The organism is Iodobacter violaceini, assembly GCF_011601265.1.
Taxonomy (GTDB): domain Bacteria; phylum Pseudomonadota; class Gammaproteobacteria; order Burkholderiales; family Chitinibacteraceae; genus Iodobacter; species Iodobacter violaceini.
In genome coordinates this window covers 97,645-111,455 of the sequence record NZ_JAAOLX010000008.1, presented here as the reverse complement: position 1 = coordinate 111,455, position 13,811 = coordinate 97,645, and the positions used below count along the sequence as shown (strand labels likewise).

Annotated in this window: 12 protein-coding genes; all 12 read right to left on the bottom strand. The window is 51.0% G+C overall.

What is annotated here, in order from left to right; all coding sequences use genetic code 11:
* Positions 1 to 103: 103 nt before the first annotated feature.
* The gene (locus HA050_RS15795) at positions 104 to 847 is read right to left on the bottom strand and encodes an acetoacetate decarboxylase (RefSeq protein WP_166828185.1); all 744 of its coding nucleotides are present in this window, start codon (positions 845 to 847) and stop codon (positions 104 to 106) included.
* 285 nt (positions 848 to 1,132) lie between these two features.
* Positions 1,133 to 1,636, bottom strand: a complete 504-nt coding sequence (locus HA050_RS15790) for a FixH family protein (protein WP_166828183.1) — start codon at positions 1,634 to 1,636, stop codon at positions 1,133 to 1,135.
* Position 1,637: 1 nt separating this feature from the next.
* Positions 1,638 to 3,074, bottom strand: a complete 1,437-nt coding sequence (gene ccoG / locus HA050_RS15785) for a cytochrome c oxidase accessory protein CcoG (protein WP_166828180.1) — start codon at positions 3,072 to 3,074, stop codon at positions 1,638 to 1,640.
* A 151-nt stretch (positions 3,075 to 3,225) separates the two neighbouring features.
* Positions 3,226 to 4,134, bottom strand: coding sequence for a cytochrome-c oxidase, cbb3-type subunit III (gene ccoP, locus HA050_RS15780; protein ID WP_166828177.1), 909 nt, complete (start codon positions 4,132 to 4,134; stop codon positions 3,226 to 3,228).
* A 19-nt stretch (positions 4,135 to 4,153) separates the two neighbouring features.
* A complete protein-coding gene (locus HA050_RS15775; protein WP_166828175.1) occupies positions 4,154 to 4,321 on the bottom strand; it encodes a cbb3-type cytochrome oxidase subunit 3 in 168 nt (55 codons plus the stop codon).
* A 6-nt stretch (positions 4,322 to 4,327) separates the two neighbouring features.
* Positions 4,328 to 4,942, bottom strand: coding sequence for a cytochrome-c oxidase, cbb3-type subunit II (gene ccoO / locus HA050_RS15770; protein ID WP_099397746.1), 615 nt, complete (start codon positions 4,940 to 4,942; stop codon positions 4,328 to 4,330).
* Between the two features lie 30 nt (positions 4,943 to 4,972).
* Positions 4,973 to 6,394, bottom strand: coding sequence for a cytochrome-c oxidase, cbb3-type subunit I (gene ccoN / locus HA050_RS15765; RefSeq protein WP_166828172.1), 1,422 nt, complete (start codon positions 6,392 to 6,394; stop codon positions 4,973 to 4,975).
* A gap of 209 nt (positions 6,395 to 6,603) precedes the next feature.
* Positions 6,604 to 6,810 carry a cbb3-type cytochrome oxidase assembly protein CcoS gene (ccoS, locus tag HA050_RS15760; RefSeq protein ID WP_166828169.1) on the bottom strand — a complete coding sequence of 69 codons (207 nt, stop codon included), beginning with the start codon at positions 6,808 to 6,810 and terminating at the stop codon, positions 6,604 to 6,606.
* A complete protein-coding gene (locus tag HA050_RS15755) occupies positions 6,811 to 9,216 on the bottom strand; it encodes a heavy metal translocating P-type ATPase (RefSeq protein ID WP_166828167.1) in 2,406 nt (801 codons plus the stop codon).
* A gap of 258 nt (positions 9,217 to 9,474) precedes the next feature.
* Positions 9,475 to 10,398 (bottom strand): 4-hydroxy-3-methylbut-2-enyl diphosphate reductase, encoded by a 924-nt coding sequence (gene ispH, locus HA050_RS15750; protein WP_166828164.1) that lies wholly within the window; start codon positions 10,396 to 10,398, stop codon positions 9,475 to 9,477.
* Positions 10,395 to 10,889: a signal peptidase II gene (lspA, locus tag HA050_RS15745; RefSeq protein ID WP_166828563.1), complete on the bottom strand. Its 495-nt coding sequence runs from the start codon at positions 10,887 to 10,889 to the stop codon at positions 10,395 to 10,397. The genes ispH and lspA overlap by 4 nt, the downstream gene beginning before the upstream one ends.
* Positions 10,882 to 13,749 carry an isoleucine--tRNA ligase gene (ileS, locus tag HA050_RS15740; protein WP_166828161.1) on the bottom strand — a complete coding sequence of 956 codons (2,868 nt, stop codon included), beginning with the start codon at positions 13,747 to 13,749 and terminating at the stop codon, positions 10,882 to 10,884. The genes lspA and ileS overlap by 8 nt, the downstream gene beginning before the upstream one ends.
* Positions 13,750 to 13,811: the final 62 nt, after the last annotated feature.

The following is a 13,811-nucleotide window of genomic DNA, read 5'->3' as shown; positions in this document are numbered from 1 at the left end:
CGTATGTTATTTATTCATTATTTTTTTGTCAGGTATCTTTCATTTTGATGTCTTAAAATTTCTTTTATTAGCCTGATTGCGGCCAGCCCTTGCTGTAGCTGCATTATTGAGCCGCCAGATAGTCGTACACCACACTGCCCATTCCGAGGGTGAGATCAGCCAGAATATGGGTGCCGCTGAGCACCTCAAGTACGGGCAATTGTGCAACAGGTGCCAGGGCATGTTGTGCCAGCTCGATGGCGGCAGGGCCTGTCCATGCGCCTTTTACAGTTACGTCTTCCAGATAGTAGCGAACTAATTCGCAAATTCGCGGGCTGCCATCCACATGCGGAATAATCTTTAGCAGATAATTGGCCGCCAGCAGGCTTTCCCTCACTTTGGCATGATCTAAAGCCTGATATTTATAGCCCATGGTGGCGGTGACCACGCGTACAGGGCCATAGTCCAGTGTGCCAAGGTAGGTGTTTTTATCGACGGAAAGTGAAGGCGAGGCGAGCTTTTTAGGAAAGCCCCACAGCTCGCGGCCACCGGCAATCGGAGCCTCTGCATTTAAATACATTGAATGCACATAGCCACCAGGCTTACCTTCAAACTGAACAGGAATCACCTGGCCCGATTCGGTATAGTCTCCAAAGCCGGAGCTGTCTGGCATACGGATAAATTCATATTTCACCACAGGTACATCAAAGCTGAGCGGCTCAGGCAATATGGCACGCAGTGCATCCGGATCAGTGCGGTAGGTCACAATCAGGTATTCGCGGTTTACAAATTTGTAAGGCCCCGGTGGAAAAGCGGGGTTGGTCAGTGGCATGGCAAACGCCTTGCGCCGGATGTCTGCAATATTCATATTTGCTCCTGAAGCAAGTAAGGCGAAGAGCGGGTCGCGCAATAAGCAGGCGGCTCGAAATAGCCAGCAGGTCGTTTCATGCCACTGCAACTGTTGAAGCAGTTTGCGTCAGATAATGACAGCGGGCTGATGCTTTAGTGTATGTTGATCAGTTTTTAATTTACACCAAATCTGTTTTATATTTCCGATAACTGTAATTTAATAAAATCTGTTCTTTGCTGAAGTATGACGACCAGTATAAAAAAAGCCCGTTTATTTAAACGGGCTTTTTTTGAAGGGCGAATCTTACAACGCGGGGCTAAGCTGTAATGCCTCGGCATCACTGATTTTCCACTCTGCTTTTAAGCGCCACTGCCGGGTTGTATCACTTAACTCAACCTGCCAGCGGGGTTGGGTGAGTGCGTTTTCCAGTTTGCCTACATAAAACTGCGGCGCTTGTCTGGTCAGGATAATGGTTTGATCCTTGCCTGCACGGGTAGGGTGCATAAGTTTAAGCACCAGATCATCTTTAACCATTTTATTGAGCTGAATGCGGATTGATTTACCATCTTCGCCCAACATCAGCTGGCCGCTCAGGCCCAGCGTAGTGGCTTTGGTATCCCGGTGAATCTGGCTGTTGATTTCCTGGCCTTCTTTGTAATAGTCATCGCTCACCAGACCATCATCTGTTTTGATAGCCTGATAAAACATATTGATGCCACCAATTACGGCAACAACAGGAAAAAGAATCAGCAGCCACACATGGCGATGTTTATACCAGGGCTGATTTTCCATTGGATCTTTTTGCATCTTATCGTCCTATAAAGCTGGATTTTTCGCGTGTTTGAATGGCTGGGTTGTCGCTGGCCGTAATAATGAAGTGCATTTCATGCCCGCCAGGGCCCGCTTTGCCAGGGTCTACCTGAATGCGTACGCCAATATCCTGGCTGCCGGTGGCAGGTACAAAAATTTGACCTGTGCCTTCGATAATAGTTCTTGATCCGGGCAGGCCATCCGTCGTGATGATATAGCTGTGGGCTTTTTCATCCGCATTTTGAATTTGCAAACGGTAGCTGTTTTCCAGCCAGCCATCCTCGGCCTCTCTGACCATGGCAACGCGATCCCGTGAGATATTCACTTTAATCGGTTTACGCAAGACTAAAGAGCCAATGGTTGTGCCCAGTACAATGAGCAATACCAGCAGATACATGATGACTCTGGGGCGGGTGATTTTTTTGATGATGTCGCGTTCAGGGTATTTGTGCTCCAGCGCATTTTCGGTGGTGTAGCGAATCAGCCCGCGCGGATATTGCATCTTATCCATAATTTCATCGCAGGCATCAATACAGGCAGCACAACCAATACATTCGTATTGCAAGCCGTTGCGGATGTCGATGCCGACAGGGCAAACCTGCACGCATACTGTGCAATCGATGCAGTCGCCTAAACCGGCTGCTTTGTAATCTGTGCCTTTTTTACGGCTGCCGCGTGCATCACCCCGTTCTGCGTCGTAAGAAATAATTAAGGTGTCCGCATCAAACATGGTGCTTTGAAAGCGGGCATAGGGACACATATATTTGCAGACCTGCTCACGCATCCAGCCGGCATTGCCATAGGTGGCAAAGGCATAGAAAAATACCCAGAAGGTTTCCCATGGGCCAAGACCAAGTTGCATGATCTCGCCCCAGAGTGAGCGAATAGGGGTGAAATAACCAACAAAGGTAAACCCTGTCCAGAGGGAAAGTAAAATCCACAGGCTGTGTTTGAGTGTTTTCTTCCGTATTTTGTTTGTTGTGGCTGGACCATTGTCAAGCTTGATACGCGCCATGCGATCGCCCTCAACCCATTTCTCTATCCAGAGAAATATTTCGGTGTAAACCGTTTGCGGACAGGCATAACCGCACCATAGCCGTCCCCCGGCCGTGGTCCAGGCAAACAAACCCAGGGCAGAGCAAAGTAAGAGGGCGGTGAGGTAAATAAAGTCTTGCGGCAGGAAAACAAAGCCGTAGATATAAAAAGTGTGCTCGGTAATGTTAAAGAGCAGTGCCTGACGGCCATTCATTTGCAGCCATGGCATGCCGTAGAAGAAAAGCTGAGTGATCACAACAAACAGAATGCGCCAGCGATTAAACAAGCCATTAACCCAGCGCGGGTAGATTTTTTTATGCTTGCTGTAAAGATGGATTTCTTCGTATTCGCCATCGTCTTTGATGACGGTGACGGGAATATCACGTAACTTTTTACTCATTTTCTTACCTGCTCCTGGCAAAACGCTTTGCATGAACTAGTATGCAAAAGATTTCGATCAAGGAAAAACGGGCGGGATATTCCCCGCCCGTTTTAGTGGTGTTTTGTGAGTGTCTTTGCGCTATTTTGCAAGGACACTCCGGTCTGCATGTTTACTTTGCTTTTCCGTTATTTGAAAGGCCATAAACGTAGCCAGCCAGTAAATGCACTTTGGCATCTCCCAGGAAGTCTTTCCATGCAGGCATCACATTACTGCGACCATTGGTCACCGTTTCAATGATTGCTGCTTCAGAGCCGCCATAGAGCCATGTATTGTCAGTCAGGTTAGGTGCACCCAAGTCCTGATTGCCCTTGCCCTCTGCACCGTGACAAGCCACACAGGTTTGCTTGAAGGTTTCCGCGCCACGGCTGGCACGAAGTTCATTACGTGGTTTGCCCGCCAGCTGCAGTACATAGTTGGCAACGTCTTTCACTTTCTCTTCGCCCAGTACAGCGCCCCATGCCGGCATTTGACCATGACGGCCGTTAGCAATGGTTTCCAGGATTTTTTCTGGTGAGCCGCCGTAGAGCCAGTCGCCATCAGTCAGATTCGGGAAGCCCTTGGCACCGCGTGCATCAGCACCGTGACACTGGATACAATAAGTCAGGAACAGGCGTTTACCCATGTCCTTGGCTTCCTGATTCTGTGCAACAGCGGCAATCGGCATTTTGGAATACTTGTCGTACAGGCCCTGGTACTTGGAATTAGCCTGAACCACTTCTTTGCCGTACTGATTGTCCGAGGTCCATTTCCACAAACCACCCCAGATACCTGGGTAGAGTACAAGGTAAACCGCGCCAAATACAATGGTCATATAGAACATCATGACCCACCAGCCAGGCAGCGGGTTGTTGTATTCTTCTAAATCACCATCCCATTTGTGGCCGGTTACTTCGGCATTTTCACCTTTCTTAAGCTTAACAACACCCTGGCTCATTAAGAGCAAAGTCATTGCCACAATACCGCCGATCACAATGATCGCGATCCAATAATCCCAAAAGATACTTTGAAAATCTGTCATTTTTTATATCCTCTAGAAATCAGGAGGTTTTGTTTGATGAGGGCAGATCATCGTCAAGGAATGGCAGCTGCGCTGCTTCATCAAAGGATGCTTTGCTGTTTTTGCTGCAGGCCCATACAAGGATGCCTACAAAGCAGATAAAGCTGACTACGGTTGATAAAACCCGCAGATCGTTGAGCATTTCCATGATGAATTACCTTTTGTTTTTGAGCGCAAGACCCAAACCCTGCAGGTAGAAAATCACAGCTTCCATTTCTGTTTTGCCTTCTACAGCTTTAACAGAGTCTGCAATTTCAGCATCGGTATAGGGTGTGCCCAGTGTCTTTAGTGCCTTAAGTTTGGCGGGCATAATGGCCGCGTCTACTTTATTGGCAGCAAGCCACGGGAAAGCAGGCATATTGGATTCAGGCACTACATCACGTGGATTCATCAGGTGAGCACGATGCCATTCATCCGAGTAACGCGCACCTACACGAGCCAGATCCGGTCCTGTACGCTTAGATCCCCATTGGAACGGACGATCGTAAACAGATTCACCTGCTACCGAGTAATGACCATAGCGCTCGGTTTCTGCACGGAAAGGGCGGATCATTTGTGAGTGGCAGTTGTAGCAACCTTCACGAATGTAAACATCACGCCCGGCTAAAGCCAGTGCAGAGTATGGCTTAACGCCATCAATAGGCTTGGTGGTTGAATTGCTGAACATCAGCGGTAAGATTTCAACCAGCATCGCGATACTGAGCGTAATCAGGGTGAGGATGATTAAGAACGCAACGTTTTCTTCAACCCGCTTTTGCAGCTGGTTCATAAAGTTTTTCATGGTTTTCTCTCCCTTCGGTCAGGCGTGTTGAGCGATGGCCGGAATTTTGGCATCGACGGCTTGGCCCGAGAAAACGGTACGCAGCACGTTGTAAAGCATTAATAACATGCCCGACAAGAAGCACAGGCCACCTAAGAAGCGGATAAAGTAATACGGATACGATGCTTTAACTGAATCAATAAAGGCATAAGTTAAAGTGCCGTCTGTATTTACTGCACGCCACATCAAGCCTTGCGTTACACCGGCAATCCACATGGATGAGATGTAAAGCACGACGCCAATCGTTGCAATCCAGAAGTGGGTATCGATCAGTTTGACCGAGTACATTTCTTCTTTATTAAAGAGGCGCGGGATGAGGTAGTAAATCGAACCGATAGTAATCATTGCCACCCAGCCCAAAGCGCCGGAGTGAACGTGACCTACCGTCCAGTCTGTGTAGTGCGACAGTGCGTTCACTGTTTTGATCGCCATCATCGGGCCTTCAAAAGTGGACATGCCGTAGAACGACAGCGCAGTAACCAGGAACTTCAGGATTGGATCGGTACGCAGCTTATGCCATGCACCAGACAGTGTCATAATCCCGTTGATCATACCGCCCCAGCTTGGTGCCAGCAGAATCAGGGAGAACACCATACCCAGCGACTGTGTCCAGTCTGGCAGTGCGGTGTAGTGCAGGTGGTGAGGGCCAGCCCACATATAGGTAAAGCACAGTGCCCAAAAGTGAACGACTGACAGGCGATAAGAGTAAACCGGACGGCCTGCTTGCTTGGGCACAAAGTAGTACATCATGCCAAGGAAACCAGCGGTCAGGAAGAAGCCTACGGCATTGTGGCCGTACCACCATTGCACCATGGCATCAATTGCGCCAGAGTAAACGGAGTAAGACTTTGTTGCCGATACAGGAATCGCCAGACCGTTCACAATGTGCAGCAGCGCTACAGCAAGAATAAATGCGCCGTAGAACCAGTTGGCTACATAAATATGCTTCACTTTGCGTTTGGCAATCGTGCCAAAGAACACAATCGCGTAGGCCACCCAGATCACTGCGATCAGCCAGGTGATTGGCCATTCCAGCTCTGCGTATTCTTTACCGCGGGTTAAGCCCATCGGTAAGGTAACGGCGGCTAAAACGATCACCAGCTGCCAGCCCCAGAAATGGAAGGCGGCGAGCTTGTCGGAGATCAGACGCACATTACAGGTGCGCTGAACCACGTAGTAAGACGTTGCAAATAATCCGCAGCCACCAAACGCAAAAATAACTGCGTTAGTATGCAGAGGACGTAAGCGCCCGAAGTGAAAGTAGGGGCCAAAATTAAGTTCTGGCCAGTACATCTGGGCAGCGATGATCACGCCAACCAGCATCCCGACAATCCCCCAAATGACTGTCATGATGGCAAATTGCCGCACCACTTTGTAGTTGTATGTACCTTGGTGTTCCATGCGAGCTCCGATTGATCTCCAACAGCTTGGACTTTGAAAATTTGGACTTGAAAAATGTACAACCTGCCTGCATTTAGCCAGTTGTAAGGAAAAGCTGGCTTTTTGCTGGTTGTGAATATTTCTTATGTAATTATGCCAACTGAACTTTAGCTGCTTCAGCAGGCGGTCTTATTGACGAACATCAATGCCTTTCGTCAGATCGCGGCATTTTACACCCCGTCAGACTTTAATTCCTTGTTTTTTCTTTCGTCAGAGGAACTTTTCTCTACGAGCATGCTGTCATCATCTTGCAAAATCTGCCAGCCAGGCCCCTCCATATCATCAAATTGCCCTCCTTTAACCGACCACCAAAAAAGAATTCCAATTATAAAAACCAGCAAGACCGATAGTGGAATAAGTAAATAAAGGCTTTCCATTTAGTTTTTTCCTCTGAGGCGCAGCGCATTAAGCACCACCAGGAGTGAGCTGCATGCCATGCCAAGGCTTGCAATCCAGGGGGTGATCAGGCCGCATACCGCAAGAGGCAGGGCTGCCAGATTATAAACAATGGCCCAGGCTAAATTCTGGCGGATGATTATGCGGGTTTTTTTTGCGAGGGCCAGCGCTTTGGGGAGCCGGTCCAGCTGATTGTTGAGTAAAACCATATCGCCGGCAGCATGAGCAACATCCACTCCCGCTCCCATTGCCATCGATACATTTGCCTTTGCTAAAACGGGGGCATCGTTGACGCCATCACCAATCATTAATACACAACGGCCCTGTTGCTGAAGTGTATTAATGTAAGCAAGCTTATCCCCTGGTGTTGCTCTGCCGACAGCGTTTTCAATATGCATGCTTAAAGCCAGAGCTTGCACTGTAGCGTTGTTATCACCCGATACAAGGTGCAGGCGTAAGCCTGCTTTGCTTAAGGCAGCAATGGCATCTGCCGCATCGGCTCTTAACGTATCCGCCACAATAAATGCGCCCAGCCATTCTGTTGTGCTGGCGATAGCAACCAGACTGCCCCCTGCATGCCGTATGGCATCGGGCATCAGCATGGCGCACTGGCGGTTTACAAATTCAGGATGACCAATAAAGTAAAGCACCCCATTCACTACGCCACTTAAACCTCCGCCAGGATAGGTTTGTATCTCTTGAGCCAGTGGCGCACCGGCCTGCACAAAGGCGCGGGCCAGCGGGTGGGCCGAGGCTGATTCCAGTGATGCGGCAATCCGGCGTGTGTTTTCTTCGGTGCTCTGGCTGGCAATATAGTGCTGAATCCGCGGCTCTCCATGAGTGAGGGTGCCGGTTTTGTCGAGCATGACATCCGTGATTTGTGACATTGTTTCGAGCGCCGGGCTGCGTGCCACCATGAGCCCAAGCTGAGCCAGGTGGCCGGTGGCCGCGGTCAGGGCAACCGGGGTGGCCAGTGCGAGCGCGCAGGGACATGAAATCACCAGTACAGCCACCATGATGGGCAGGGCATGGACAGGGTCGTGCAAATGCCAGTACAGCCATGCCAGTGCTGCGGTCACTAATAAAATACTGATAAACCAGCCTGATACCTGCTCTGCCAGTAAGGCAAGGCGGGGTTTTTGTGCCAGCGCCTGATCCAGTAAGCGCACAATGGCGGCAAGGCGGGTGTTTTCGCCGATTTGGGTGATTTCAATATGCAAGGGCGCTGCCAGATTGAGCGTGCCGCCTGTTACGTGCATGCCTGCTGTTTTAGGAACCGCAAGGCTCTCACCAGTCAGTAAAGCTTCGCTGACTTCGCCGCTGCCCTGGCGGACAATACCGTCTGCCGGGATGGTTTCTCCAGACTTAACTAAAATCTGCTCGCCAATCTTCAGGCTGTTGACGGTGACTTCGCTTGTGCCTTGCTCATCTATTTTGTGGGCAAACGCGGGAATCAGTTTGACCAGTTGCTCGGTGGCTGCACCGGCTTTGCGCCTTGCACCCATCTCCAGATAGCGGCCTGTGAGCAACAGAAAGACAAACATGGATACGGAGTCAAAATAGATTTCGCCATGGCCTGTGATCAGCGTATAGCAGCTGGCTGTAAAAGCCGCCAGCACGCCAATCGCTACCGGCAGATCCATGCCGGTGCGGCGGCGTTTTAAATCGCGCCAGCTTGAAACATAAAAAGGCGTTGCAGAATAAAGTACCACGGGCAGGGTGAGGGCCAGACTCGCCCAATTCATCAGGTTGAGCCATTCAGGAGCAATCTCGCCTGCTTTAGACATATAAACGGGCACTGAAAACATCATGACCTGCATCATGGATAAGCCCGCTACCCACAGGCGGAAGAGTGCACTTTTGCGTTGTTTTTGCCAGCCTTCTTCCTGTCTTGCCTGATCATAGGGCTGGGCGCGGTAGCCGATGGCCGCAATGGCTTGCAAAATGGTGGAGAGCTGAATCTGCTTTTCATCCCAGCGTACGCGGGCGCGGTGGTTGCTGTAGTTAATGCTGGCTGAAAGTACACCGGGCAAGGTCTGAAGATGGCGCTCGTTCAGCCAGATACAGGCCGCGCAGCTGATGCCCTCTAAAATCAGCGCAGCTTCGCGTACATCGGCATCAATATTGAGTACAAAGCTTGCCTGTAAGCTGACATCATCGAATAGCTTCAGCTGGGCCAGCAGCTCGTCAGGCAGCGGTTTGGCTCGGTCGGCGGGTTTATCCCGCTGAGTGTAATAGCTGTCGAGCCCGCTTTGGATAATGGTATTGGCTACGGCCTGGCATCCGGCACAGCAGGTGGGCTGCTCTGTCTGGCGGTAAATAATCGGGAAGGATTCGTTTGGGCTTAGCGTTTCGCCACAGTGGAAGCAGTCGGTGCGGGAGATCATGCGGCGTGGACAGCCTTAGAAATGATAAAAACATTAACCCTGAGGTCTGCAGACACAGAGAACATCAGGGGAAATTGAGAGCACAAAGAAACAGGAGTGAATTTGACTGGCAATGCGTTGCCACATACAAAATATTCGCAGAGGTAAAGGCCCGCCTGCTGCACTACCGTCATTCTTTTCTCTGTGCGCCTGTGTTCTTATTTAGCACTGTATCTGCAGATCTTTTTTACAGATGTAAGCCATTAAATGATCGCTGGTTTACACCAAGCCCTTAGGCAGCGAGAAGATGACGTTTTCTTCTATGCCATCCATCTGGCGGATATGACCCGCGCCAAAGCTTTCTACCTGAGCGATCACCTGACGAACCAGGATATCCGGCGCAGAGGCACCTGCAGTCACGCCGATATTGGTTTTGCCGGTAAACCATTCCGCTTTCAGCTCGCTGGCGTTATCGACCATATAAGAGTCGATGCCTAAATTGGCGGCGACTTCACGCAGACGATTAGAGTTAGAGCTGTTGGGCGATCCAACAACCACAACCACATCGACTTCTTTGGCTAAATGCTTGACGGCATCCTGACGATTCTGGGTGGCGTAGCAAATATCATCTTTCTTAGGGCCAACGATATTTGGGAAACGCGCGCGCAGGGCGTCGATCACAATTTGTGCATCATCCACAGAGAGTGTGGTCTGGGTAACATAAGCCAGCTTATCGCTCTCAACAGCCAGAGTGACAACATCGCTGACTTCTTCAACCAGATACATGCCGCCCTGAGCCTGGCCCATGGTGCCTTCTACCTCAGGATGGCCTTTATGGCCGATCATGATGATCTCAAAGCCTTGCTCTCTTAAGCGTTTCACTTCGAGATGGACTTTGGTGACCAGTGGGCAGGTGGCGTCAAAAATTGTCAGGCCCCGTTCAGCTGCTTCAGCGCGTACGGCTTGTGAAACGCCGTGCGCAGAGAAAATCAGTGTATTGCCTGCAGGCACATCGGCTAAGTCTTCAACGAAAATCGCGCCTTTTTGCTTAAGATCTTCGATCACAAATTTATTGTGAACCACTTCGTGGCGCACATAAATTGGTGCTCCGAATTTCTCCAGTGCTTTTTCTACGATGGCAATTGCGCGGTCAACCCCAGCACAAAAGCCCCGTGGCTGTGCCAGAACAATATTCATGATCATACTGTTTTCTCCGATGGCGTTTCACGGCGGAATGAATCGATCACCATTAAAACTGCGCCAATACAAATGCCTGAATCGGCAATATTAAATGCCGGGTAATACCAGCGCTGCTGATAGTGAATCTGAATGAAATCGATCACATGGCCCAGCAGCATTCTGTCGATGGCATTACCCAGTGCACCGCCTAAAATCAAGGCTAATGCCAGCGCGTAACGGGTTTCGGTATGATGTTTTTTAAGCAAAAACACGATAAACGCAGAAACACCCAGCGCCAGCACGGTAAAGAAATGGCGTTGCCAGCCACCTGCATCAGCCAGAAAGCTGAACGCTGCGCCGGGGTTATAGGCTAGTGTCAGATTAAAAAAACCCGGAATGATGGCGCGCTGCTCGCCAAACTGAAACAGCGCTTCAATCGCATGTTTGCTGGCCTGATCAAGGATCAGAACCAGCAGCGCAATGGCAAGCCAGCGCCCCAGTCCGCTTTTAAGCATGAGCACGAACCTCGCCTTGCTTAAACAGATTGTCGTTACAGCGGCTGCACAGTGTGCTGTGTTCTGCGTGTGTGCCTACACTGGCGGTGTAATGCCAGCAGCGATCGCACTTGGCGGCTGTTGATGCACTCACGCTGATGCGGGTTGCATCGCCTTTCACCAGGCGGGCTTGTGAAGTAATCAGGACAAACTTCAGCTCGTCGCCTAAATCGGCCAGAGCAGCATAAGTGTCGCCTGCCGCAGTGATTTCTACTTCGGCCTGTAAGCTTGATCCCAGTTTGCCATCCGCGCGTTGCAGCTCGATCTCTTTTTGTGCAGCAGCGCGTACTTCACGGATCTGCACAAAGCGGGCGTTCAGCTGCTCTGCATCGCTGACGGCAGGCACGGCGTGCCAGGCAGACAGGAATACATTTTCTTCATTATTGAGTGTGCCCCATGCTTCATGCGCGGTGAAAGACAGAATCGGCGCAAGTAAGCGCACCAGCGCCTGGCTGATATGCCATAGCGCGGTTTGCGCCGAGCGGCGGCCCTGGCTGTCTGCGCCCATGGTGTAGAGGCGGTCTTTAATGATATCCAGGTAGAAAGAGCCGAGGTCTTCCGAGCAGTAAGCGTGGATTTCCTGCACGGCAAGGTGAAACTCGTATTTGCCGTATAGCGCAGTGATTTTTTCCTGGAATGCAGCCAGCTCAACCAGAGCGTAGCGGTCAAGCTGCAGCAGTTCTTCAGCGGGCAGCAGATTTTGTTCGGTAAAGTCAGAAATATTGGCCAGCAAAAAGCGCAGTGTATTGCGGATGCGGCGATATGAATCAGTAGTGCGTTTCAGAATTTCATCTGAGATTGACAGCTCGCCCGAGTAATCGGTTGACGCTACCCACAGGCGCAGCATATCAGCGCCCAGTTGATTAATAACAGTTTGCGGCGCAATCACATTGCCCTTGGATTTGGACATCTTCAGGCCCTTGCCATCCACTACAAAGCCGTGGGTGAGCAATTGCTTGTAGGGCGCGCGGCCTTCTGTGGCGCAGCCTGTGAGCAGGGACGACTGGAACCAGCCGCGGTGCTGATCTGAGCCTTCCAGATATAAGTCTGCAGGCCAGGTGAGCTCTTCCCTCTGGCGCAATACGGCGTAGTGAGTGGAACCAGAGTCAAACCATACATCCAGTGTGTCTTTGAGCTTGTCGTAGTAAACCGCGTCGTCGCCCAGGAGCTCGCTTGCGTCAAGCTTAAACCATGCTTCGATGCCTTCGGCTTCGATACGCTTAGCCACGATTTCGAGCAGCTCGCCTGAGTTCGGGTGCAGTTCGCCGGTTTCTTTGTGCACAAAGAAAGTCATCGGCACGCCCCAGTTACGCTGGCGGGAAACGCACCAGTCCGGGCGGTTTTTAATCATGGCTTCCAGGCGGGCACGGCCCCATGCAGGGAAGAATTCTGTTGAATCAACCGCTGTGTTGGCTTGTGAGCGTAGTGTTTTACCTTCGGTGCCTGCGGTTTCCATGCCGATGAACCACTGGCTGGTGGCGCGGAAAATAATCGGTGTTTTGTGGCGCCAGCAGTGCGGATAGCTGTGTTCCAGTTTTTTGCTGGCAAACAATGCGCCGCGCTCTTCCAGAAGTGCAAGCACCAGCGGATTGGCTTCCCAAACTGTTTTGCCCGCAAAGAATTCTACATTGCTGTAGAAGCGGCCATCATTACCCACCGGGTTATCCGTTGGGATTTTATATTTGCAACCGACTACATAGTCTTCCAGACCGTGAGCGGGCGCGGTGTGCACAAGGCCCGTACCGGCATCGGTCGTTACATGGTCGCCGCAAATAACCGGCACCACGCGCTCCAGGAAGGGGTGTTGCAGTTGCAGGAATTCCAGCGCTGCACCCTTAGCCTGGGCGATGACTTCGGTGGTTTCGATATCGTAACGTTTGATGGTGGCTTCGGCCAGATCGCGGGCCAGAATCAGCAGGCCTTTCGGAGTGGCGATCAGATCGTAAACCAGTTCCGGGTGAACCGATACGGCCTGATTGGCTGGCAGAGTCCACGGTGTGGTGGTCCAGATCAGGGCAAAAGCGGGTACATCGCCCACGCTGACACCGCCAAAGGCTTCAGACAGCGCCGCGTTGTCGCGGACGCGGAAGCCCACGTCGATGGCAGGGGATACTTTGTCTTCGTACTCGACTTCGGCTTCAGCCAGAGCAGATGCACAGTCTACACACCAGTGAACCGGCTTTTGGCCACGGATCAGATAGCCATTGGCATGCACTTTGCCTAAGGTGCGGACAATATCCGCCTCGGTTTTGAAATCCATGGTGCGGTATGGATTGTTCCAGTCACCTAAAACGCCCAGACGGATAAAGTCCGCTTTCTGGCGCTCAATCTGGATGGCGGCGTAATCACGGCACAGCTCGCGGGTAAATGCCGCAGGCAGGCGTGTTTCTTTTGGATCAAGGCCATTGGCCTTACGGTATTCCTGCACGCGCTCAAAAATGCCTGGGTTGGCTGCCAGCGCCTGCTTATCAAATTTAACGATTTTTTCGATCTGATGCTCAATCGGCAGACCGTGGCAATCCCAGCCCGGCACATAGGGCGCATCAAAGCCATCCAGCGTTTTGGCTTTGATAATGATGTCTTTCAGGATTTTATTTACGGCGTGGCCGATATGGATATCGCCATTAGCGTACGGCGGGCCGTCGTGCAGCATAAATTTAGGGCGGTTTTCTTCTTTTGCTTTGTTGCGAATGGCCTGGTAGAGCGCATTATCCTGCCAGTCTTTTAAAAAGCCCGGTTCGCGTTTTGCTAAATCACCACGCATAGGAAATGGCGTGTCAAGTAAGTTGACGGGGTACTTATTTACGGGTTTGGTCGACATGGTGATCTCTTAAATAGCGATGTGGTTGCAAAGTAAGGGGCGATGCTTTGCAACGACCTCTG